At 52.0% G+C, this 23,378-nt stretch carries 20 protein-coding genes; 6 read left to right on the forward strand and 14 right to left on the reverse strand.

Annotated features, from left to right (window positions below; translation table 11 throughout):
• Nucleotides 1-115 precede the first annotated feature (115 nt).
• On the forward strand, nucleotides 116-2,509 hold the full coding sequence (gene malP, locus FEK42_RS09780; protein ID WP_135493056.1) for a maltodextrin phosphorylase: 2,394 nt from the start codon (nucleotides 116-118) through the stop codon (nucleotides 2,507-2,509).
• A 9-nt stretch (nucleotides 2,510-2,518) separates the two neighbouring features.
• Nucleotides 2,519-4,603: a 4-alpha-glucanotransferase gene (gene malQ / locus FEK42_RS09785; protein ID WP_135493055.1), complete on the forward strand. Its 2,085-nt coding sequence runs from the start codon at nucleotides 2,519-2,521 to the stop codon at nucleotides 4,601-4,603.
• A 110-nt stretch (nucleotides 4,604-4,713) separates the two neighbouring features.
• Here malQ and gntT read toward each other — a convergent pair whose 3' ends face one another.
• From gntT to gntX, 3 genes are all read right to left on the reverse strand, one after another.
• Nucleotides 4,714-6,030, reverse strand: a complete 1,317-nt coding sequence (gene gntT, locus FEK42_RS09790; RefSeq protein ID WP_135493054.1) for a gluconate transporter — start codon at nucleotides 6,028-6,030, stop codon at nucleotides 4,714-4,716.
• Between the two features lie 351 nt (nucleotides 6,031-6,381).
• Nucleotides 6,382-6,957 carry a Fe-S biogenesis protein NfuA gene (gene nfuA / locus FEK42_RS09795; protein ID WP_000619389.1) on the reverse strand — a complete coding sequence of 192 codons (576 nt, stop codon included), beginning with the start codon at nucleotides 6,955-6,957 and terminating at the stop codon, nucleotides 6,382-6,384.
• Nucleotides 6,958-7,015: 58 nt separating this feature from the next.
• Nucleotides 7,016-7,699 carry a DNA utilization protein GntX gene (gene gntX, locus FEK42_RS09800; RefSeq protein ID WP_135493053.1) on the reverse strand — a complete coding sequence of 228 codons (684 nt, stop codon included), beginning with the start codon at nucleotides 7,697-7,699 and terminating at the stop codon, nucleotides 7,016-7,018.
• A gap of 37 nt (nucleotides 7,700-7,736) precedes the next feature.
• On the opposite strand from gntX, the gene bioH reads away from it, so the two are divergent.
• Nucleotides 7,737-8,498, forward strand: a complete 762-nt coding sequence (gene bioH, locus FEK42_RS09805) for a pimeloyl-ACP methyl ester esterase BioH (RefSeq protein ID WP_135493052.1) — start codon at nucleotides 7,737-7,739, stop codon at nucleotides 8,496-8,498.
• Between the two features lie 27 nt (nucleotides 8,499-8,525).
• On the opposite strand, the gene FEK42_RS09810 is transcribed toward bioH, so the two are convergent.
• The 8 genes from FEK42_RS09810 to greB form a co-directional block, all read right to left on the reverse strand.
• Nucleotides 8,526-8,891 carry a type II toxin-antitoxin system PemK/MazF family toxin gene (locus FEK42_RS09810; RefSeq protein ID WP_135493051.1) on the reverse strand — a complete coding sequence of 122 codons (366 nt, stop codon included), beginning with the start codon at nucleotides 8,889-8,891 and terminating at the stop codon, nucleotides 8,526-8,528.
• The gene (locus FEK42_RS09815) at nucleotides 8,885-9,154 is read right to left on the reverse strand and encodes an AbrB/MazE/SpoVT family DNA-binding domain-containing protein (RefSeq protein WP_130261031.1); all 270 of its coding nucleotides are present in this window, start codon (nucleotides 9,152-9,154) and stop codon (nucleotides 8,885-8,887) included. Before FEK42_RS09815 ends, FEK42_RS09810 begins: the two co-directional genes overlap by 7 nt.
• 72 nt (nucleotides 9,155-9,226) lie before the next feature.
• The gene (rpnA, locus tag FEK42_RS09820; RefSeq protein WP_135493050.1) at nucleotides 9,227-10,105 is read right to left on the reverse strand and encodes a recombination-promoting nuclease RpnA; all 879 of its coding nucleotides are present in this window, start codon (nucleotides 10,103-10,105) and stop codon (nucleotides 9,227-9,229) included.
• A gap of 203 nt (nucleotides 10,106-10,308) precedes the next feature.
• Nucleotides 10,309-10,545 (reverse strand): [Fe-S]-dependent transcriptional repressor FeoC, encoded by a 237-nt coding sequence (gene feoC / locus FEK42_RS09825; RefSeq protein ID WP_000157586.1) that lies wholly within the window; start codon nucleotides 10,543-10,545, stop codon nucleotides 10,309-10,311.
• Nucleotides 10,546-10,555: 10 nt separating this feature from the next.
• Nucleotides 10,556-12,877 (reverse strand): Fe(2+) transporter permease subunit FeoB, encoded by a 2,322-nt coding sequence (gene feoB, locus FEK42_RS09830; protein WP_000736997.1) that lies wholly within the window; start codon nucleotides 12,875-12,877, stop codon nucleotides 10,556-10,558.
• A gap of 16 nt (nucleotides 12,878-12,893) precedes the next feature.
• Nucleotides 12,894-13,121 carry a ferrous iron transporter A gene (gene feoA / locus FEK42_RS09835; RefSeq protein WP_001200455.1) on the reverse strand — a complete coding sequence of 76 codons (228 nt, stop codon included), beginning with the start codon at nucleotides 13,119-13,121 and terminating at the stop codon, nucleotides 12,894-12,896.
• A 456-nt stretch (nucleotides 13,122-13,577) separates the two neighbouring features.
• A complete protein-coding gene (locus FEK42_RS09840; RefSeq protein ID WP_135493049.1) occupies nucleotides 13,578-15,899 on the reverse strand; it encodes a Tex family protein in 2,322 nt (773 codons plus the stop codon).
• A 96-nt stretch (nucleotides 15,900-15,995) separates the two neighbouring features.
• Entirely contained in the window at nucleotides 15,996-16,472 is a 477-nt protein-coding gene (gene greB, locus FEK42_RS09845; protein ID WP_000856744.1) for a transcription elongation factor GreB, read from the reverse strand.
• 227 nt (nucleotides 16,473-16,699) lie between these two features.
• On the opposite strand from greB, the gene ompR reads away from it, so the two are divergent.
• Both ompR and envZ read left to right on the forward strand, forming a co-directional pair.
• Nucleotides 16,700-17,419: a two-component system response regulator OmpR gene (gene ompR / locus FEK42_RS09850; protein ID WP_001157751.1), complete on the forward strand. Its 720-nt coding sequence runs from the start codon at nucleotides 16,700-16,702 to the stop codon at nucleotides 17,417-17,419.
• Nucleotides 17,416-18,768, forward strand: coding sequence for a two-component system sensor histidine kinase EnvZ (gene envZ, locus FEK42_RS09855; RefSeq protein WP_138211819.1), 1,353 nt, complete (start codon nucleotides 17,416-17,418; stop codon nucleotides 18,766-18,768). The genes ompR and envZ overlap by 4 nt, the downstream gene beginning before the upstream one ends.
• A 30-nt stretch (nucleotides 18,769-18,798) precedes the next feature.
• Here envZ and nadS read toward each other — a convergent pair whose 3' ends face one another.
• The 3 genes from nadS to pckA all read right to left on the reverse strand — a co-directional run bounded on the left by nadS (nucleotide 18,799) and on the right by pckA (nucleotide 21,210).
• Nucleotides 18,799-19,095, reverse strand: a complete 297-nt coding sequence (gene nadS / locus FEK42_RS09860) for a NadS family protein (RefSeq protein ID WP_130208987.1) — start codon at nucleotides 19,093-19,095, stop codon at nucleotides 18,799-18,801.
• Nucleotides 19,096-19,153: 58 nt separating this feature from the next.
• Nucleotides 19,154-19,471 carry a type II toxin-antitoxin system RelE/ParE family toxin gene (locus FEK42_RS09865; RefSeq protein WP_130208985.1) on the reverse strand — a complete coding sequence of 106 codons (318 nt, stop codon included), beginning with the start codon at nucleotides 19,469-19,471 and terminating at the stop codon, nucleotides 19,154-19,156.
• A 116-nt stretch (nucleotides 19,472-19,587) separates the two neighbouring features.
• Nucleotides 19,588-21,210 carry a phosphoenolpyruvate carboxykinase (ATP) gene (pckA, locus tag FEK42_RS09870; RefSeq protein ID WP_130208983.1) on the reverse strand — a complete coding sequence of 541 codons (1,623 nt, stop codon included), beginning with the start codon at nucleotides 21,208-21,210 and terminating at the stop codon, nucleotides 19,588-19,590.
• A 378-nt stretch (nucleotides 21,211-21,588) separates the two neighbouring features.
• Between pckA and FEK42_RS09875 the strand changes: the two genes are divergently transcribed.
• Nucleotides 21,589-23,310 carry a DUF4153 domain-containing protein gene (locus tag FEK42_RS09875; protein ID WP_135493048.1) on the forward strand — a complete coding sequence of 574 codons (1,722 nt, stop codon included), beginning with the start codon at nucleotides 21,589-21,591 and terminating at the stop codon, nucleotides 23,308-23,310.
• Nucleotides 23,311-23,378: the final 68 nt, after the last annotated feature.

Below are 23,378 nucleotides of genomic sequence, written 5' to 3' on the forward strand. Positions count from 1 at the left end.
GCTCATCCCCGTCACTCCTCCCCGCCTAATCCCCCGTAGGATGAGGAAGGTCAACATGGAGCCTGGCAAACTAACGATAACGTTGTGTTTAATGTCTAAGAAAACTGGAACTCCTATGTCACAACCCATTTTTAATGAAAAGCAATTTCAGGAAGCCCTGTCACGTCAATGGCAGCGTTATGGCTTAACTTCTGCAGCTGAGATGACCCCTCGTCAGTGGTGGCAGGCCGTGAGTGAAGCGCTGGCGGAAATGTTGCGTGCCCAGCCTTTTGCCAAACCGACGGCGAATCAGCGCCATGTTAATTACATCTCAATGGAGTTTTTGATTGGTCGTCTGACGGGCAACAACCTGTTAAATCTCGGTTGGTATCAGGCTGTTCAGGATTCGCTGAAATCCTATGACATCAACCTGACAGATTTGCTGGAAGAAGAGACTGACCCGGCGCTGGGCAACGGCGGTCTGGGCCGTCTGGCGGCATGTTTCCTCGACTCAATGGCGACCGTCGGACAGTCCGCAACAGGCTATGGTCTGAACTATCAATACGGTCTGTTCCGTCAGTCATTTGTTGACGGTCAACAAATGGAAGCGCCAGATGACTGGCATCGCGGTAACTATCCGTGGTTCAGCCATAATGAAGCGCTTGACGTGCAGGTTGGGATTGGTGGCAAGGTCACGAAAGACGGTCGTTGGGAGCCCGCATTTACCATTACCGGCCAGGCGTGGGATTTACCTGTATTGGGCTACCGAAATGGTGTGGCGCAGCCGCTGCGTTTATGGCAAGCGACACATGCGCATCCGTTTAACCTCACCAAATTCAACGACGGCGATTTCCTGCGAGCTGAACAACAGGGCATCGACGCTGAAAAACTGACTAAAGTGCTCTATCCAAACGACAACCATACTGCCGGTAAAAAACTGCGTCTGATGCAGCAATATTTCCAGTGTGCTTGTTCGGTTGCCGACATTCTGCGTCGTCACCATCTGGCGGGGCGTAAACTGCACGAGCTGGCAGATTACGAAGTCATTCAACTGAACGACACCCACCCGACTATCGCTATTCCGGAGCTGCTTCGTGTGCTAATCGATGAGCACCAGATGAGCTGGGATGACGCATGGGCAATCACCAGCAATACCTTTGCTTATACCAACCATACCCTAATGCCAGAAGCACTTGAGTGCTGGGATGAGAAACTGGTAAAAGCCCTGCTGCCACGCCATATGCAGGTAATCAACGAAATCAACAACCGCTTTAAGAAGTTGGTGGAAAAAACCTGGCCGGGCGATAAAGCGGTATGGGCGAAGCTGGCGGTGGTGCATGACAAACAAGTTCGCATGGCCAATATGTGCGTGGTAAGCGGCTTTGCGGTAAACGGTGTGGCGGCGTTGCACTCGGATCTGGTGGTGAAAGATCTGTTCCCGGAATATCACCAGCTATGGCCGAACAAATTCCATAACGTCACCAACGGCATTACCCCGCGTCGCTGGATCAAACAGTGCAACCCGGCACTGGCAGCATTGTTGGATAAGTCACTGAAAAAAGAGTGGGCTAACGATCTCGATCAACTGATTAATCTGGAAAAATTCGCTGATGACGCGAAATTCCGTCAGCAATATCGCGAGATCAAACAGGCCAATAAAGTTCGTCTGGCGGAGTTTGTGAAAGTCCGTACCGGTATTGAAATCAATCCTCAGGCGATTTTCGATATTCAGATCAAACGCCTGCACGAGTACAAACGCCAACACCTGAACCTGCTGCATATTCTGGCGTTGTACAAAGAAATTCGTGAAAACCCGCAGGCTGACCGCGTACCGCGCGTCTTCCTCTTCGGCGCGAAAGCGGCACCGGGCTACTACCTGGCGAAGAATATTATCTTTGCGATCAACAAAGTGGCTGACGTGATCAACAACGATCCGCAGGTGGGCGACAAGCTGAAGGTTGTATTCCTGCCAGATTATTGTGTATCTGCTGCGGAAATGCTGATCCCGGCGGCGGATATCTCCGAGCAGATCTCCACCGCAGGTAAAGAAGCTTCTGGTACTGGCAATATGAAACTGGCGCTTAACGGTGCGCTCACTGTCGGCACGCTGGATGGTGCAAACGTGGAGATCGCCGAGAAAGTCGGTGAAGAGAATATCTTTATCTTTGGTCATACCGTGGAGCAGGTTAAGGCGCTGAAAGCTAAGGGCTATGATCCGGTGAAATGGCGGAAGAAAGATAAGGTGCTTGATGCGGTATTAAAAGAGCTGGAAAGCGGTAAATATAGCGATGGCGATAAACACGCGTTTGACCAGATGCTGCATAGCCTCGGTAAGCAGGGCGGCGATCCGTATCTGGTGATGGCGGACTTTGCGGCTTATGTCGAAGCGCAAAAACGCGTGGATGTGCTGTACCGCGACCAGGAGGCCTGGACTCGCGCGGCGATCCTCAATACCGCCCGCTGCGGTATGTTTAGCTCGGATCGCTCAATCCGTGATTATCAGGCCCGTATCTGGCAGGCAAAACGCTAAGGAAGCGCGATGGAAAGCAAACGTCTGGACAAAGCCGCGTTGGCGGCGGGGATCAGCCCCAATTACATCAATGCCCATGGAAAACCGCAGTCGATTAGCGCCGAAACCAAACGGCGTTTGCTTGATGCGATGCATCAAAGTGCCGCCACGAAAGTGGCGGTAACACCAGTGCCAAATGTCATGGTGTATACCGCCGGGAAAAAAATGCCAATGGCAGTAGAGGGCAGCGGCGAATTTAGCTGGTTGCTGACCACCGAAGAAGGCACGCAGTACAAAGGCCACGTGAGCGGTGGTAACGCGTTCAATCTACCGACGAAGCTGCCGGAAGGTTATCACACGCTGACGCTTACTCAGGATGAACAGCGTGCTCATTGTCGGGTGATTGTCGCCCCGAAACGCTGCTACGAACCGCAGGCATTGCTCAATAAGCAAAAGCTGTGGGGCGCTTGCGTTCAGCTTTATACGCTGCGATCGGAAAAAAACTGGGGTATTGGGGATTTTGGCGATCTCAAAGCTATGCTGGTGGACGTGGCGAAACGTGGTGGAGCGTTTATCGGCCTGAATCCGATTCATGCGCTCTATCCGGCAAACCCGGAAAGCGCCAGCCCATATAGCCCGTCTTCTCGCCGCTGGCTGAACGTGATTTATATCGACGTCAACGCTGTTGAAGATTTTCAGCTTAGCGAAGAGGCGCAAGCCTGGTGGCACATGCCGACCACGCAGCAGACGCTGCAACAGGCGCGGGATGCCGGCTGGGTAGATTACTCCACGGTTACCGCCCTGAAAATGACAGCATTGCGGATGGCGTGGAAAGGTTTCGCGCAACGTGATGATGAGCAGATGACCGCGTTTCGCCAGTTTGTTGCAGAGCAAGGCGATAGCCTGTTTTGGCAGGCAGCCTTTGATGCGCTACATGCCCAGCAAGTGAAAGAAGACGAAATGCGCTGGGGCTGGCCAGCATGGCCTGAGATGTATCAGAACGTGGATTCGCCAGAAGTGCGTCAGTTCTGCGAAGAACATCGCGATGACATCGATTTTTATCTCTGGTTGCAGTGGCTGGCTTACCGCCAGTTTGCCGCCTGCTGGGAGATAAGCCAGGGCTATGAAATGCCGATTGGCTTGTATCGTGATCTGGCGGTTGGTGTAGCAGAAGGTGGGGCAGAAACTTGGTGCGACCGCGAATTGTATTGCCTGAAAGCGTCGGTTGGCGCGCCGCCGGATATCCTCGGCCCGCTGGGGCAGAACTGGGGCTTGCCGCCGATGGACCCGCATATCATCACCGCGCGCGCCTACGAACCGTTTATCGAGCTGCTGCGTGCCAATATGCAAAACTGCGGCGCATTACGAATTGACCATGTGATGTCGATGCTGCGTTTGTGGTGGATACCGTATGGCGAGACGGCGGATCAGGGGGCATATGTTCACTATCCGGTGGATGATCTGCTCTCGATTCTGGCACTCGAAAGTCAGCGTCATCGCTGCATGGTGATTGGGGAAGATCTTGGCACTGTACCAGTAGAGATTGTCGGTAAACTGCGCAGTAGCGGTGTTTACTCCTATAAAGTGCTCTATTTCGAAAGCGACCACGAGAAGACATTCCGCGCGCCGAAAGCGTACCCGGAGCAGTCGATGGCGGTTGCGGCGACACACGACCTGCCTACGCTGCGTGGCTACTGGGAAAGCGGGGATTTAACGCTGGGCAAAACGTTGGGGCTGTATCCGGATGAAGAGGTGCTACGCGGTTTGTATCAGGATCGTGAGCAGGCGAAGCAGGGGCTGCTGGATGCACTGCACAAATATGGCTGCCTGCCTAAACGCACCGGGCATAAGGCGTCGCTGATGGCGATGACGCCGACGCTTAATCGTGGTTTGCAACGCTACATTGCCGACAGCAACAGCGCCCTGTTAGGGCTACAGCCGGAAGACTGGCTGGATATGGCGGAACCGGTAAATATTCCTGGAACCAGTTACCAGTACAAAAACTGGCGACGCAAGCTTTCCGCAACGCTTGAGACGATGTTTGCCGATGATGGGGTGAACAAGTTGATCAAGGATCTGGACAAGCGGCGCAGGGCGGTAGCGAAGAAGAAGTAGAGTGCGGTTGATGCCGGATGCGACGCTTGACGCGTCTTATCCGGCCTACTAATTAATGCCGAATCGTAGGCCGGATAAGGCGGTCACGCCGCATCCGGCCATCAGTGTTATCAAATCACCATATTCAGCAGCAGACAGCCAACCAGACCGCACACTGAGATAATGGTTTCCAGCATCGACCAGGATTTGATGGTCTCGCCGATAGTCAGGTTAAAGTACTCTTTGAACAGCCAGAAGCCCGGATCGTTCACGTGCGAGAAAATCACACTACCGGAACCAACCGCAATAACCATCAGCTCTGGGCTAACACCCGTCGTTGCAATCAGCGGCGCAGCGATACCACCCGCAGTGATTGCTGCAACGGTTGCGGAACCCAGCGCGATACGCAGTACGGCAGCAATCGACCAGGCCATCAGCAGCGGAGAAATGTTGGTTTCGTGCATCATGGAAGCAATGTATTTGTCCACGCCGCTGTCTACCAGCACCTGCTTGAACGCACCGCCACCACCGATGATCAACAGCATCATCGCAATGATTTTGATGGAAGAAACCAGCGTGTCGTTAATCTGATCCATTGAACGGCCACGGTTCAGACCAAAGGTGAACATCGCAATCAGCACGGCAATCAGCGTTGCCATTACCGGGTCACCGAGGAACTCCGCCACCGGCAGGAAAGCGTGACCTTTCGGCAGGATCATTTCGGCAATCGCACGCATCGCCATCAGCACAACTGGCACCAGAGAAGTCCAGACGCTGACGCCAAAGCTCGGCATCTCTTCTTCGCTGAAGGTTTTCGCGCTGTACAGACCTTCCGGGATTGGCTTATCGATACCTTTCAGCACGCGAGCGTAAACCGGACCCGCGAGAATCACGGTCGGGATTGCCAGAATGGTGCCGTACAGCAGGGTTTTACCCATATCGGCATTGAAAATGGTGGCAATCGCAGTCGGGCCCGGATGCGGCGGCAGGAAGCCGTGGGTGACAGACAGCGCAGCGGCCATCGGTACACCAACATACAGCAGCGGGATATTTGCCGCAGCGGCGATGGTGAACACCAGCGGCAGCATCAGTACGAAGCCCACTTCATAGAACAGGGCAAAACCAACGGTAAAACCGGTTAGTACCACGGCCCACTGGATATGTTTTTTACCAAATTTGGCAATCAGCGTGGTGGCGATACGTTGTGCACCGCCACAGTCTGCCAGCATTTTGCCCAGCATCGCGCCAAAACCCATGATCAGGGCAAGGCTGCCGAGCGTCCCGCCGACACCGGCTTTGATAGAGCCAATAACTTTATCCAGCGGCATCCCTTGCATTAATCCAACAGCAAGTGCCACCAGGACGAGAGCGATGAAACCGTTCATTTTGAAGCGAATCATCAGGAGTAATAACAAGATTACACCGACAGCAACAATGACTAATGGCATGATTTACCTGGCCTTTCATTTGTTATGGGTAACGTCAGGCTTCTGACGATAAATTCTGATCGTCCCAACTGGGAACAGAGATATAACAGCACCATGGCTGACGACTTCTAAAACTAGTTAGTGTAGTCAGATGTTATGAGTGTGTTTGGTGCCCATGCAAATGATACGGGTAACATCGCGTGCTTGAGAATCACCAGAGCGGGGTAAATTTAAATTATGAGAGGTTGGTCATATTATCGCGGGGAAACGTAGGGATTGGATTTGCCGAGACAATATAGCGCTAATGCCTGGCAGATGGCCCGAAAAGACGCTTTAGCGTCGCATCGGGCAATCTACAAAAGAGAGGGTAACTTAGTAGTAGGAGTGTTCGCCGCGCTGGTGTTCGGTGAGATCGCGTACACCTTTCAGCTCCGGGAATTCGTTCAGCAGCTGCTTCTCGATCCCTTCTTTCAGCGTCACATCGACCATAGAACAACCGTTACAGCCGCCACCGAATTGCAGAATGGCGTAGCCGTCTTCGGTGATTTCCATCAGCGAAACGCGACCACCGTGACCGGCAAGTTGTGGGTTGATCTGCGATTGCAGCATGTACTCCACACGCTCCATCAGCGGCGCATCGTCAGCCACTTTACGCATTTTGGCGTTTGGTGCTTTCAGCGTCAGCTGAGAACCCAACTGGTCGGTAACAAAATCAATCTCTGCATCTTCCAGGTAAGGTGCGCTTAACTCATCAACATACGCGGTCAGCAGGTCAAATTTCAGGGCGGTATCGGTGGCTTCCACAGCGTCCGGCGGACAATAAGAAACACCACATTCAGCGTTAGGCGTGCCAGGGTTAATCACAAATACGCGGATTTGTGTCCCTTCTTCCTGGTTTGCCAGCAGTTTGGCAAAGTGCGCTTGTGCAGCATCGGAAATACGGATCATAGTAATGGCCTAATAGTTGACTATTTTAGTTGGTTATAATACGCCCATCATCGAGGCTCTACAAGGTTCGACAAAGGCACCAGACCTGGACTGTCGCCGCACCATTGCGTAAAAGCAGTTGCGCAATCTCTGCGACGGTACTTCCGGTGGTAACGACATCATCCACAATCACCATATGGCGACCTTGCACGGGCAATTCAAGGCGAAAAGCATTCTTCAGATTGCGTCTGCGTAGTCGGGCGCTGAGGAAATGCTGGGTCGCAGTGGCTCGTGTACGCATGACGGCTTCGCTATCCCATTGGCAATTCAACCAGCGTGATAACGGCTGACACAGCAAGTCGCTCTGATTAAACCCCCGATGCCAGTGACGGCGCTGCCATAACGGGACGCTGACGATGCGATCCGGCAGTTGTAATCCGGTAGTCCGACGGGCGTGTAAGACTTCTAATAGTAACAGACGTGACAGGGCGCTGGCGATTTCGCTGCGTAGCGAAAACTTAAGCTGGTGGATGAGCGGACTTAAGGGGGGCGCATAGTCGGCGACCGTGACTAGTCTTTGCCAGGGCGGCGGTTTTTGCAGGCAGCGACCGCAAGGAAGATGTGAGTGTGTGGCAGGTAATCCACATTGTGGGCATAGCGTTTTATCTGTACGGGCGGCACGAGAGCATACCGAACAAATCCCCCAGTGACCTAACGCCAGCGGCATTCGGCATAGCCAGCATAATCCCGGTACTGTTAGCATATGTTCATCCTTGTAAGTAAAAAGAGAACAATAGCGGATGAATAACATCTGGTGGCAGACCAAAGGTCAGGGGAATGTTCATCTTGTGCTGCTGCACGGATGGGGACTGAATGCCGAAGTGTGGCGTTGCATTGACGAGGAACTTAGCTCGCATTTTACGTTGCATCTTGTTGATCTTCCTGGCTTCGGGCGCAGCCAGGGATTTGGTGCGATGTCGCTTGCTGAGATGGCAGAAGTCGTGCTGCGACAGGCACCAGATAAGGCCATCTGGCTGGGCTGGAGTCTGGGTGGACTGGTGGCAAGCCAGATTGCGTTAACCCATCCCGAGCGTGTTCAGGCGTTGGTTACCGTGGCATCGTCACCGTGTTTCAGTGCTTGTGACGGCTGGCCTGGGATAAAACCGGACGTGCTGGCAGGTTTCCAGCAGCAACTGAGTGAAGATTTTCAGCGCACAGTAGAACGGTTCCTTGCGTTACAAACCATGGGTACAGAAACGGCACGCCAGGATGCGCGAGCGCTGAAGAAAACCGTTCTGGCGTTACCGATGCCGGAGGTTGACGTGCTTAATGGTGGGCTGGAAATTTTGAAAACGGTCGATCTCCGTCAGTCGCTGCAAAACGTACCTATGCCGTTTTTGCGATTGTATGGCTATCTCGACGGTCTGGTGCCGCGCAAAGTGGTGCCGATGCTGGATGAAGCCTGGCCGCACAGCGAGTCATACATCTTCGCCAAAGCGGCCCATGCGCCGTTTATTTCGCATCCGGTCGAGTTTTGTCACCTGCTGGTGGCGTTGAAGTAGAGGGTGTAGGTGGTAAGTGAGAGCTAATTATTGTGGGTCGATTAAATTCACCAGTTTACTGATAACTTCACTAATCAATGCTTCATCGGCAACGGTATGAAATTTAGCGCCACGGGCAATAAGATCGACGGCTTTTAGCTGGTGACAAAGTACAACGCCATGCAGGCTACCGGTTTGCGTATCATGGGGGAGGACGTTCACTGTCACCCCTGTGGAACGCGCTGCATTTGCGCCTGTTGAAATTGGACAGCACATAGCAACTTTTAAAACATTGTTGAGTTCTTTGTCCGTTACCACAATGCAATAATGTGGTCCGCGAAGTTCATGTCCGGCAAGCGGATCAGGGTTAAAATACCATATCTCTCCACGATGTGGCGTCCTTGCCTTTACCATGCTTCATTACCTTTTTTTCCTTCAGCCCATCCTTCTGTGGACTGATTTAACTCCGTAATTTCGTTTTCATCGATCTGGCTCAACAACTGCGCGACGGTAAGACGCCCACGCGGTTTGTGCTCTGTGGGGCGCAAATTAACACTATCGCCTTTTTTCTCCACGGTAAGCTCTGTGCCCGGTGACCATCCAAGATCGGTAGCAAGATCTCGTGGGATAGTAACGATCATGGCTCCTCCTTGTTGCCGTAATTTCACTGTCTGCATATTAGTTCCTTAAGTGCTACTTTGTGTTACATACAAGATAGCACAAAGTAGCACTTAAGCAGGGGATAGTGTCTACTGACTCGCCGCAGCCAACTCTTCTTCTGACAGCCCGGTAAATCGTATGATGTCCGCAAGAGGGACACCGGATTCAAGCATTATTTTGGCTATATGCAGGGCTTTGGATTGTTCTCCCTCCTGCCGCAATCTTTCCGCAATAGTCATCAAACTCTCCTTGTGTTTCAGTGAACGTTCGGCAACGCCGTCGATAAAATCGTTAAAACGCACCGCATCGCCAGTCTGTAGTATGTAATTAAACAGCCCTTTGATTTGTCTGTCATTAGCGTATCCACTACTTAATAAGCAGGCCATTTGCTCTACCAGCCCCATCAGGTCGCGTTGACGAATATGTTTTTGAATTAACTCCAGCAGCGCCATGCGTCGGTGCTGCATGATTTCATCATCAGGCATGACGGTGACATCAATCAGCGGAAATGCAGAGGCATAAAGCTGCCTTGCCAGTTTGGGATCGGCAAAACAATCCAGCCAACACAGCGAATAGGGATAGGGGCTTTCAATACCGTGGTAAAACAACAACGGCACCACCATCGGCAACGTTTTGTATCCGGCATCAAGGTGGTTCTGCATTGCGGCAATGGCATAACGCATCATGCGAAATGCGATCAATTTGTTTGATGTGCTTTGATGTTCAATCAGGCAATAGATATATCCTGGTCCTTGCTCCGTTTTCACCGACCACAGCACGTCGGAATAGCTTTCACGCAGATCGTCATCAATAAAGCTGCTCGACTCCAGCTTGAGGGTTTTCATATCACAGAGCGCGTGAATAGGGGCCGGTAAATGGAACGCAAGAAAATCGCGTGCCGTGTCCGGTTGGCGTAAAAAGAGTTTGAACAGTGCATCGTGTGGGGTGGAACTCTGCTTTTTGCTCATGGCGTTCCTTCACCTGTTGTTTGAATGCCGCGACTCTACGCGCCACTCCACACCTGTGCATTAGCCAGTTTTCATCCCTGCGAGACGCTTTCAGAGGAACTTACGCTGTGCTGCAAGAATTGCATTTTTATGGAAAGCCGCACGCAAAAAAAGCCCGGTAGCAAACGCATACCGGGCTTTTCAAAACAGGCGATGGAGTATGGTTAACGCAGCGCCCACCACTCGCGCAGACAGGCTTTTCCTTCCGGGCAGCTTTTACAACTGCCGGAGAGGCAGCCGTCAGGTTCTTCCTGAATCCGCACGGCTTTGCCCATACTTTCCAGTTGTTGCAGCATGGCGTTAATCATTGGCTGTGGAGTGTTCAATGTCTGGCTTATCTGGGCCGCTTCCATACGCCCCCGTAACGCCAGCAAATCACGCACCTGAATGAGCGAAGCCATTGCTGTATCCTTAGTGGCAATCGCCAGTGGTGCTGGCTGCACAGCAACTGCTTACCGACTTGCGCGTTGCCAGCAGTTCGATATCCACCCGGCTACGCGCGCGGCGCAGCAAACCGATAACCACGATGTTAAACAGGATAACCGCCAGAATGCACACCAGGCTGTAGGTTGGATGCTGGCTGTAGCTGGCAACCTGATAGAACAATGTTGCCAGCGAGTAAGCGATATTCAGCCCCCACAGGATGGAGAAGCCCATCCAGCCACGGCTTGATTCACGGGCGATGGCTCCCATCACCGAGATGCACGGTACATACAGCAAGACGAAAATCAGGTAGCTGTAAGCGGCAGCTGCGCTACCGAATTTCTGATCCATCACGCCCATCGCCCCGGTACCCATTTCGCCGTCGCCTTTGCTTGCTTCAATGGGGTTCATCAGTACGCTAAGACTGAAGGTGTCTTTCAGGCTCTGCCAGGTTTCATCTACCGCGCTGAACAGCTCTTCACCGAGGTTAAATTCTGCTGGATTGAACTCTTCGTCCTGAATATTTTCTGCGGTGTAGAGAGTGTTGAGCGTACCCACCACCACTTCTTTCGCCATGGCACCTGTAAACAGGCCAACCGTTGCCTGCCAGTTATCTTCATGTACGCCAATCGGTTTGAAGACCGGGGTGATCACACGGCTAACGGAAGCCAGTGCCGAGTCGTTGATGTTATCGACGATTTTCCCGCTCAACGAGAAGCTGTTGAAGGCGCTCAGGAAAATGCTGACGATGATGATCACTTTACCAGCACGCAGAACGAAGCCTTTCAGACGCTGCCAGGTCTGGATAATCAGGCTTTTAACGTGTGGTACATGATAGACCGGCAACTCCATGACAAACGGCGTCGCTTCACCGCGCATGATGGTGTACTTGAGCATCAGGCCAGTCAGCACCGCCATCACGATACCCAGCATATACAGCGAGAAGACCGCCAGCGCGCCGTTCTGCCCGAAGAAGGCAGCCGCAAATACTGCGAAGATAGCCAGACGCGCGCCGCAGGACATAAACGGTGCCATCATAATGGTCATCAGGCGTTCACGCGGCGCATCAAGAGTTCGCGCACCCATCACAGACGGCACGTTACAACCGAAGCCGACGATCAGCGGCACAAAGGATTTCCCCGGCAAGCCCAGCGCCTGCATCAGGCGGTCCATCACAAACGCCGCACGCGCCATATAACCGGAGTCCTCGAGGAAGGAGAGGAACAGATACATCATGCCGATCTGCGGCACCAGCGGCAGCACAGTGTTAATACCGCCGCCCAGGCCCTGGGCGAGGAAGATAGTCAGCCAGTCCGGGAAGTGGAGCGTGTAGCCAATCCACTGAATACCATGCACAAATAGTGCCACGGAGCCGACGTCAAACAGCGGCTGTAACGCCCCGCCGATGTTGATAGCCAGCAGGAACATCAGGTACATCACAAAGAGGAAAATCGGTAGGCCGAGGAAACGGTTGAGCACGATTTTATCCACTGCCGTGGTGAAGCGACTGGGTTCTGCCGTCAGCGTGTTGCTTACCACATCGCAGATAGCAGCAATACACTGGTAACGCGCATCGGCAATATGCAGCGCCGGATCGTCCATCTCATTACGCAGACGGGCGAGGGCGGCATCCAGATGCTGCGACGCTTCACCGGCGTAGGCGCGGCTGTAGATATCGCCTTCCAGCATTTGCAGACCCAGCCAGCGACGCTGTTTCAGCGGGATGTCGGACGGCATCACTTTTGCCAGTGAATCTGCTTCGTTGAGCAGCGGCTGTGCGTAATGCACCAGTTCTACATTGTCGTTGGCTTTGTAGCGGTCAATCGCCAGTTTCAGAGCTTCGATACCGCGACCACGCGTGGAAACCAGCGGGATCACCGGGCAGCCAAGACGCGCCGACAGCGCATCAATTTCAATGCGAATATTTTGCTTCTCGGCAATGTCGAGCATGTTCAGCGCCACGATGCAGGGAATACCGAGTTCCAGCAGCTGTAGCGTCAGATACAGGTTACGCTCAAGGTTAGACGCATCCACCACGTTAATCAGCAGATCGGCGTCGCCACTCAAAATGTAGTGGCAGGCGATTTGCTCGTCCAACGACGTCTGCGATGAAATAGTAGTCAGAGAATAAGTACCGGGCAGGTCCACCAGCGTGACCTGATGATCGGTGGTGGAAAACTGCCCCTCTTTACGTTCGACGGTAACGCCAGCCCAGTTTCCTACACGCTGACGTGCTCCGGTGAGCTGGTTAAATAAGGTTGTCTTGCCAGAATTTGGATTACCAATTAAGCCAATGGTTAATTTTTTCATTGTTGTTATCACCGTATTAACAGGAAACCGCTTCCACTTCTAATAAGGCCAGATCTTTTTTGCGTAATACCAGGCTTACACGACGGGTTTCGATATGAATGGGATCGCCGAGTGGAGCGACGCGCACCACATTAAAAGAGGAGCCAGGTAACATGCCAAGAGAAAGCAGCTTCTGACGATATGCCGGGCTGATTTCACGGGAAAAGCCAGTGATTTTCCACGCAGTATCTGGAGTGTATTGCATAGGTGCCTACTTGTTTCTCATTAACTGGATAACTACCTCATGGGGCGTTTGACAGCGACATGGGACCAGATGATTTGCCAACGAAGGAGAGATTAAATAATCAACAGTACAATGATAATGAGAATGGTTTCTATCAGCAATACTTAAAATGTGTGCGAATGTTGGTTTAGATAATAATCTGCGTGAATGTTGATGTGGCTCAAGGTTATATCGGAGCAAAAATATAATTCGGAGGACGAATTATTATGGCTGCTTAATGTTTTATTAAGGTTTCAATTGTTAATGTTGTGATAAATATTAACGAAATATAGTGTGAGTTTCGTTGTGGAATAAAAATGCCGGAGATATTCTCCGGCATTTTTATGTCAGGCAAGGCGTTCGTTGCCAGATGCGGCGTGAACGCCTTATCTGGCCTACGATTTCGTGCAAATTCGAACCGTAGGCCAGTCGGAGCGTTTAACGCTTTTTGCCCATTGCCGCTGCCAGCGCATCCATCATCGCGCTATTACCGGCAGGCTGCGCTTCACGCCCACGCGGTTTGGCTGCCGGGCGGTTGTTTTGCGGGCGATCGTTACCGCCGCCGCGACGAGCGTTGGTTTCGCCAGGCTGCTCGTCCAGACGCATGGTCAGGGCGATACGTTTACGCTGAAGATCCACTTCCAGCACTTTCACCTTCACAATGTCGCCTGCTTTCACCACGGTATGCGGATCTTCCACAAACTTGTTCGACAAAGAAGAGATGTGAACCAGGCCGTCCTGATGTACGCCGATATCAACAAAAGCACCAAAATTGGTGACGTTGGTGACAGCACCTTCGAGGATCATACCCGGTTGCAGGTCGTTCATCGTTTCGACGCCATCAGCAAACTGAGCGGTTTTAAATTCCGGACGCGGATCGCGACCCGGTTTTTCCAGCTCTTTGATGATGTCGGTTACCGTCGGCACACCGAATTTCTCATCGGTGAAATCAGACGCTTTCAGATTACGCAGTTCACTGCTGTTACCCATCAGATCTTTCAGCGCCTGCTGTGTTGCTGCCAGAATGCGTTCCACCACCGGATAGGCTTCCGGGTGAACGGTAGACGCGTCCAGCGGGTTATCGCCGTGGTTAATGCGCAAGAAGCCCGCGCACTGTTCGAAGGCTTTCGGCCCCAGACGGCTCACTTTTAACAGTTGCTGACGGTTCTGGAACTGACCATTTTCATCGCGCCAGGCCACGATGTTTTGCGCCATCATGCGCGTCAGGCCCGCCACGCGAGTTAACAGCGGAACAGAAGCAGTATTCAGATCAACGCCAACGGCGTTTACGCAGTCTTCTACTACTGCATCCAGCTTGCGGGCCAGCTGCGTCTGGCTGACGTCATGCTGATACTGACCAACGCCGATAGATTTCGGATCGATTTTCACCAGCTCCGCCAGCGGATCCTGCAAACGGCGGGCGATAGATACTGCGCCACGCAGAGAAACGTCGAGATCCGGGAACTCCTGCGCTGCCAGCTCGGAAGCCGAGTAAACCGACGCGCCAGCTTCGCTGACGATCACTTTCTGTGCGGTAACCTTCGGGAACTGCTTCTGGACATCAAGATAGAAACGCTCGGTTTCGCGGGAAGCCGTACCGTTACCGATCGCTACCAGTTCAACATTATGTTTTTCACACAGGGCGGCAACGGTCATCGCCGCCTTTGCGGCCTGTCCGGTGTGCGGATAAATGGTATCGGTTGCTACCAGTTTGCCCGTTGCGTCGACCACCGCTACTTTTACCCCGGTACGCAGACCCGGATCGAGGCCCATCGTCGCACGCAGTCCGGCAGGGGCCGCCATCAGCAGATCGTGCAGGTTACGGGCAAAGACATTAATCGCTTCATCTTCCGCACGTTCGCGCACGGTTCCCATCAGTTCTGTTTCCAGGTGCATCAGCACCTTGATGCGCCACGTCCAGCTCACCACGCCTTTGCGCCAGCTATCCGCCGGGGCATTGTTCAGGCGCAGGCCGAGATGATCCATGATGATTTGCTCGCAATAGCTCTCTTTCGGCGGCTCGTCGAACTGCGGATCGGCATTCAGCGAAAGCTGGAGTACACCTTCGTTACGCCCACGGAACATCGCCAGCGCGCGGTGAGAAGGCACCGTTGACAGCGGTTCGTGATGATCGAAATAGTCGCGGAATTTCGCGCCTTCCTCTTCTTTACCGTTCACTACGGTCGACACCAGATGCGCGTTCTTCCACAGATAATCACGCACTTTCGCCAGCAGCGCGGCATCTTCGGCAAAGCGTTCCATCAGGATATAGCGCGCGCCGTCCAGCGCGGCTTTGGTATCTGCTACGCCTTTATCGGCATCAACATATTGTGCAGCGGCGACTTCTGGCGTGTGTGATGGATCGCTCCACAGCAGTTCAGCCAACGGCTCAAGCCCTGCTTCAATGGCGATTTGCCCGCGGGTACGACGTTTCGGTTTGTAGGGCAGGTAAAGGTCTTCGAGTTCGGTTTTGCTCAAGGTAGCGTTGATGGCATTCGCCAGCTCGTCGGTGAGTTTACCTTGCTCAGAAATGGACTTGAGAATAGCCTGACGTCTCTCTTCCAGCTCGCGCAGATAGCTCAGACGCGTTTCCAGATTACGCAGCTGCGTGTCATCCAGACCGCCGGTGATTTCCTTACGATAACGTGCGATAAACGGCACGGTATTCCCTTCGTCAAGCAGGCGAACGGCTGCGTCAACCTGTTCCGGGCGTGCCTGAATTTCACCCGCAATAATGCGGCAGAACGAATCATTCATCATGGTTTGAGTTCATCTTTTCGGATCAAAAATCAGGGGATAGTTATACGGACTGGCTGGCCAAAATGCCAGCCATTGGCAGGAGGTTAAGACTCTTCCTTACGGTTTCACGTACTCGATAGCATTAACATACCAGCTCGCTTCCCCGGCAGGGGTATTCACCACCGCCAAATCGCCCACCTCTTTTTTCAACAATGCGCGAGCCATCGGGGAATCGATAGAGATGTAATCTTTACGGCCAAAGATTTCATCGTAGCCGACGATACGGAAACGGTGAGTCACGCCATCGTCGTTTTCAATCTCTACCCACGCGCCAAAGAAAACTTTGCCTTCCTGCTGGGGCGAGTAATCGACGATTTTGAGATTTTCCATGCATTTAGTGAGATAGCGCACACGACGGTCGATTTCACGCAGGCGCTTTTTATTATACTGATAGTCAGCGTTTTCGCTGCGGTCGCCCAGACTTGCGGCCCAGGTCACCTTCTTTGTGACTTCCGGGCGCTCTTCACGCCAGAGATAATTTAGCTCTTGTTTGAGTTTTTCATACCCTTCCCGGGTAACCAGGGGCGTTTTCATCTCGTTGATTCCCTTTGTCTGTTTGATAATGCGCACATTGGGTATAACGTGATCATATCAACAGAATCAATAATGTTTCGCTGAATAAATTGTATACTTAAGCCGCTGTTTAATATGCTTTGTAACAATTTAGGCTGAAATTCATACCAGATTTAGCTGGTGACGAACGTGAGCTTTTTTAAGAATACACGCTTACAAATTGTTGCGAACCTTTGGGAGTACAAACAATGCAAGAGAACTACAAGATTCTGGTGGTCGATGACGACATGCGCTTGCGTGCGCTGCTGGAGCGTTATCTCACCGAACAAGGCTTCCAGGTTCGAAGCGTCGCTAATGCAGAACAGATGGATCGCCTGCTGACTCGTGAATCTTTCCATCTTATGGTACTGGATTTGATGTTACCTGGTGAAGATGGTTTGTCGATTTGCCGACGTCTTCGTAGCCAGAGTAACCCGATGCCGATCATTATGGTAACGGCGAAAGGGGAAGAAGTTGACCGTATCGTTGGCCTGGAAATTGGTGCTGACGATTACATTCCAAAACCATTTAACCCGCGTGAATTGCTGGCCCGCATCCGTGCGGTGCTGCGTCGTCAGGCGAATGAACTGCCGGGTGCGCCGTCACAGGAAGAAGCTGTGATTGCTTTCGGTAAGTTCAAACTTAACCTGGGTACGCGTGAAATGTTCCGCGAAGATGAACCGATGCCGCTGACCAGCGGTGAATTTGCGGTTCTGAAGGCGCTGGTCAGCCACCCGCGTGAGCCGCTCTCCCGCGATAAGCTGATGAACCTTGCCCGTGGCCGTGAATATTCCGCAATGGAACGTTCCATCGACGTGCAGATCTCTCGTCTGCGCCGCATGGTGGAAGAAGATCCGGCGCATCCGCGTTACATTCAGACCGTTTGGGGTCTGGGCTACGTTTTCGTGCCGGACGGTTCTAAAGCATGAGGCGATTGCGCTTCTCGCCACGAAGTTCATTTGCCCGCACGTTATTGCTCATCGTCACCTTGCTGTTCGTCAGCTTGGTGACGACTTATCTGGTGGTGCTGAACTTCGCGATTTTGCCGAGCCTCCAGCAGTTTAATAAAGTCCTCGCGTACGAAGTGCGTATGTTGATGACCGACAAACTGCAACTGGAGGACGGCACGCAGCTGGTTGTGCCTCCCGCTTTCCGTCGGGAGATCTACCGTGAGCTGGGGATCTCTCTCTATTCCAACGAAGCTGCCGAAGAGGCCGGGCTGCGTTGGGCGCAACACTATGAATTCTTAAGCCATCAGATGGCGCAGCAGCTGGGCGGTCCGACGGAAGTTCGCGTCGAGGTTAACAAAAGCTCGCCTGTCGTCTGGCTGAAAACCTGGCTGTCGCCCAATATCTGGGTACGTGTGCCGCTGACCGAAATTCATCAGGGCGATTTTTCTCCGCTGTTCCGCTATACGCTGGCGATTATGCTGTTGGCGATTGGCGGGGCGTGGCTGTTTATTCGTATTCAGAACCGACCGTTGGTCGATCTCGAACATGCTGCTTTGCAGGTCGGTAAAGGGATTATTCCGCCGCCGCTGCGTGAATATGGCGCTTCGGAGGTGCGTTCGGTTACCCGAGCCTTCAACCATATGGCGGCTGGTGTTAAGCAACTGGCGGATGACCGCACGCTGCTGATGGCAGGGGTAAGTCATGACCTGCGCACGCCACTGACGCGTATTCGCCTGGCGACCGAGATGATGAGCGAGCAGGATGGCTACCTGGCGGAATCGATCAACAAAGATATCGAAGAGTGCAACGCCATCATTGAGCAGTTTATCGACTACCTGCGCACCGGGCAGGAGATGCCAATGGAACTGGCGGATCTTAATGCGGTGCTTGGTGAGGTGATTGCCGCGGAAAGTGGCTATGAGCGTGAAATTGATACCGCGCTTTATCCTGACTGCATAGAAGTGAAAATGCATCCGCTGTCAATCAAACGTGCGGTGGCGAATATGGTGGTGAACGCTGCCCGCTATGGCAATGGTTGGATTAAAGTCAGCAGTGGCACCGAGCCAAATCGCGCCTGGTTCCAGGTGGAAGACGACGGTCCGGGTATCGAGCCTGAACAGCGTAAGCATCTGTTCCAGCCTTTTGTCCGCGGCGACAGTGCGCGCACCATTAGCGGCACGGGACTAGGCCTGGCGATTGTGCAGCGTATCGTGGATAACCATAACGGGATGCTGGAGCTTGGCACCAGCAAGCGGGGCGGGCTTTCCATTCGCGCCTGGCTGCCATTACCGGTAACGCGGGCGCAGGGCACGACAAAAGAAGGGTAAATAAACGGGAGGCGAAGGTGCCTCCCGTTTTTAGATTGTTTTCAATTGATTGATAATGAAAGGATTCGCTTGCAAAAGCAGGAGCAATTTTCGAGGTGCTCCGGTAGGTTGACGGCGTTTGGTTTCCCAGCTTTTTACCAGGTCGTAACTCACCCCCACGGCGACAGCGAAATCTTGCTGACGTAAGCCAGTTGCTTCACGGATCGCTTTTACATCGATTTCGCTAAAAGTATGGACGTGTTCTGGCTCAGGCGTTTTTTCACCCTTTTCGATGCGTACCATTTCTTCTGCGCTGGCAAGAAGATCAGCAAATAATTCGTCTTTCATCTATTTCCAATGCCTCCGTTGGCGTTGCGGCCGTGATGGGATTTGTTGAGCTTCAACATTAAAGCAGCTTTTCGGACAATAGTTTCAATGCCTTTCTTTGTTCTTCTGTTAAATCATCCTGTTCATTTTTAGGATAAATCAATGCCAGATAAATTCGGCCATTGCGTGTTACGTTGTAATAAATTATCCGAATGCCGCCCCGTTTCCCCATTCCAGAACGGTTCCAGCGAATTTTTCTGAAACTGCCTGTGCCCGCGATAATGTCACCGGCAGATGGATCTTGAATGAGTAGTTCCTGAAAAGCCCGGAACTCATCATCAGGCAACAATAGCTGGCGGCGTTTGCTAAATCCTTGTAGTTCAATAAACGTGAACATAGTGCATCCTGCGGTCTATTGATAATTATAAGTGTACCGTGTACATATTGGTAGCCAATTAGATATAAAAAAACCCCTTATCCGTTTGGATAAGGGGTCAGTGAAATATTAACCGATTACAGCTTCGGACCAGCCGCTACCAGCGCGGCACCCGCTGGGGTGTCGGTGTATTTATCGAAGTTGTCGATAAACAGTTTCGCCAGCGTTTCAGCTTTTTCCTGCCACTGTTCCGGAGAAGCGTAGGTGTTACGCGGATCGAGGATCTTCGTGTCTACGCCCGGCAGTTCGGTCGGGATCGCCAGGTTAAACATCGGCAGAGTGAAGGTTTCTGCGTTATCCAGCGAACCGTTGAGGATGGCGTCGATAATGGCGCGGGTATCTTTAATGGAGATACGTTTGCCAGTGCCGTTCCAGCCAGTGTTAACCAGATATGCCTGCGCGCCCGCTGCCTGCATACGTTTTACCAGCACTTCTGCGTACTGAGTTGGGTGCAGCGACAGGAATGCCGCGCCGAAGCAGGCAGAGAAGGTTGGTGTCGGTTCGGTGATGCCACGCTCTGTACCAGCCAGTTTGGCGGTGAAGCCTGAGAGGAAGTGGTACTGAGTTTGATCGGCAGTCAGGCGAGAAACCGGCGGCAGTACGCCAAAAGCATCTGCGGTCAGGAAGATAACTTTAGTCGCGTGGCCCGCTTTGGAAACTGGCTTAACGATGTTATCGATGTGATAGATCGGATAAGAAACGCGGGTGTTCTCGGTTTTTGAACCATCATCAAAGTCGATGGTGCCATCTTCACGTACAGTGACGTTTTCCAGCAGTGCATCGCGACGGATAGCGCCATAGATTTCTGGCTCTGCTTCTTTCGACAGTTTAATGGTTTTCGCGTAGCAGCCGCCTTCGAAGTTAAACACACCGTCATCGTCCCAACCGTGCTCGTCATCGCCAATCAGGCGACGTTTCGGGTCGGTGGAAAGGGTGGTTTTACCGGTGCCGGAAAGGCCGAAGAACACCGCAACATCGCCTTTCTCGCCAACGTTGGCGGAGCAGTGCATAGAAGCGATACCTTTCAGCGGCAGCAGGTAGTTCATCATTGAGAACATCCCTTTCTTCATTTCGCCGCCGTACCAGGTGCCACCAATCAGCTGCATGCGCTCGGTGAGGTTAAACGCCACGAAGTTTTCAGAGTTCAGACCCTGTTCTTTCCACTGCGGGTTGGTGCACTTCGCGCCGTTCATGACGATAAAGTCAGGTTTGAAACCTTCCAGCTCTTCATCACTCGGGCGAATAAACATGTTCTTGACGAAATGCGCTTGCCAGGCCACTTCGGTGATGAAACGTACGGAAAGGCGAGTATCCGGGTTAGCGCCACAGAAAGCATCAACCACGAACAGGCGTTTGCCGGAAAGCTGTTTGGTCACCAGGCCTTTCAGATGTTGCCAGGTTTCCGGAGAGAGAGGTTTGTTGTCGTTCTTACCTTTGCCTTTGTCTGCCCACCAGAATGTATCGCGAGTCGTATCGTCACGGACGATATACTTATCTTTTGGTGAACGCCCGGTGAAGATCCCGGTATCCACGGCAACGGCACCCAGATTAGTTAACACCCCGCGCTCATAACCTGTCAGGCTCGGATCGAGCTCTTCCTGATACAGCAGGTCGTAGCTTGGGTTGTAAACGATATCATGTACGTCACTGATACCATAAGCCTCGAGTTCTTGCGGGGTCAAACCATTGTTAACGCGCATTTCACTGCTCCTTAGCCAATATGTATTGCCTGAATAGTAAAGTCTTTTTGGGGGTGTTAACCGCGACAAGGCTCATAGATTTACGCATCTGGAGAAATTCATATTTGACAAAAAACTCCGTGATTCCTGTCACGAAACGGTTGCTATTATCGCAGAAATAGCATTCCAGGTGTGGAAAATGTTCCTAAAAGGTTAAATGTTAGTTTAATTGGCCATTATAATGTGAGTTAAATCTCATTCTTGATTGAAATTTATGTAAAATCAATCAGTAAAGTATCGATTCACCACCGCAAAATTTTTTGTAAATTTTTCTTAAAATAATTATTAGTACTGCCTGAATGCAATAATTAACCTTCCTTTTGATTCCGGATCACGAACATGGATAACGTTGAAATTTCACCTGCAACACGGTGGGGAATGGTCGCCACTGGATTAATCCAGGGGCTGGTTTGCTATTTTCTGATAACCTGGCTGGCTGTGGACAATAACAACTGGCTTGTTTACGGCATTCCTGCGACCGTGGCGCTTTCATCCGTTTTGTTATTCACCGTGGAATCCTTCAAACAGAAGCGTTTGTGGGGGTGGCTGGCGCTGGTATTTATTGCCACCCTGGCGATGAGCGGCTGGCTGAAGTGGCAAATTGATGGCATGAGTCCCTGGCGAGCGGACCAGGAACTCTGGGAATTTGGTTGTTATCTGCTGTTAATGGCGATGTTGTTATTGCCCTGGATACAACTGAATTTACACGACAGAAAAGAGCGAACGAACTATAGCTTTTTTTACCAGTCAGCGTGGCATAACGCTCTAATATTGATGGTGATTTTGATCACTAATGGTCTGACATGGCTGGTACTTTTACTGTGGAGTGAGTTATTTAAACTTGTTGGCATCACGTTTTTCAGTACCCTCTTTTTTTCAACCGACTGGTTTATTTATCTTACGCTGGGCCTGGTTACCGCGCTGGCAGTCATTCTTGCGCGGACTCAATCGCGGTTAATCGCCTCTATTCAAAAGCTCTTCACGTTAATCGCTACAGGTTTGCTACCACTGGTTTCACTGCTGACGCTGCTGTTTATTATCACTTTGCCCTTTGCTGGTTTGAATGCGATTTCCCGCCACATCTCCGCCGCTGGGCTGCTTTTAACTCTGGCCTTTTTGCAGTTGCTCTTAATGGCCATTGTCCGCGATCCGCAAAAAGCATCGCTTCCCTGGACTGGCCCGTTGCGTTGCCTGATAAAAACGTCTCTGCTGGTGGCGCCGCTCTATGTGTTGATCGCCGCCTGGGCTATATGGATGCGGGTCGCTCAATACGGCTGGACTGCCGAACGCTTGCACGGCGCACTGGCGGTGGTGGTGTTACTGGTCTGGTCGCTGGGGTATTTCGTCAGTATTGCCTGGCGTAAAGGGCAAAATCCCCTTGTTCTTCAGGGCAAAGTGAACCTTACGGTTTCGTTATTGGTGCTGGTGATACTGGTGCTTCTTAATTCACCGGTGCTGGACAGTATGCGCATTAGCGTGAACAGCCATATGGCGCGTTATCAGAGTGGCAAGAACACGCCAGACCAGGTAAGTATCTACATGCTCGAACATAGCGGTCGCTATGGGCGTGCAGCGCTTGAGTCGCTGAAAAGCGATGTCGAGTATATGAAAGACCCGAAACGCAGGCGGGGTCTGCTGATGGCGTTTGATGGAGTGCAACGTCTTCAGCAGCAGATATCGGAAAAAGCATTAGCTGATAATGTATTTATTGCCCCAGGTTCTGGCAAACCTGATACGACATTCTGGTCGGTAGTGATGAAAAATCGCTATAACGCAATGATATGTGTTGAAAAAGATGCCTGCGTGCTGGTAGAGCAAGATCTGAATAGTGATGGTAGGGCTGAGCGGATCCTGTTTGCCTTTAATGATGAAAGAGTCATTGTCTATGGTATTGATCCTGCCGGGAAAGAATGGAAAGAGATTACGATGAGTTCACTCCCGCGTGTAATAACGAAAGAGAAATTACTCACAGCGGCGAAGGATGGAAAACTGGGGACGAAGCCTAAAGTGTGGCGCGATCTTACGGTGGATGGTGAAACGCTGGATTTGAATCTGAATTAATGACAGCGCGTTTGGATGCGGCGCCTTATCTTACCTGCGATAAATTGCATTTAATCCGTAGGCCAGAT

This window comes from Escherichia sp. E2748 (genome assembly GCF_005781125.1).
Taxonomy (GTDB): Bacteria; Pseudomonadota; Gammaproteobacteria; order Enterobacterales; family Enterobacteriaceae; genus Escherichia.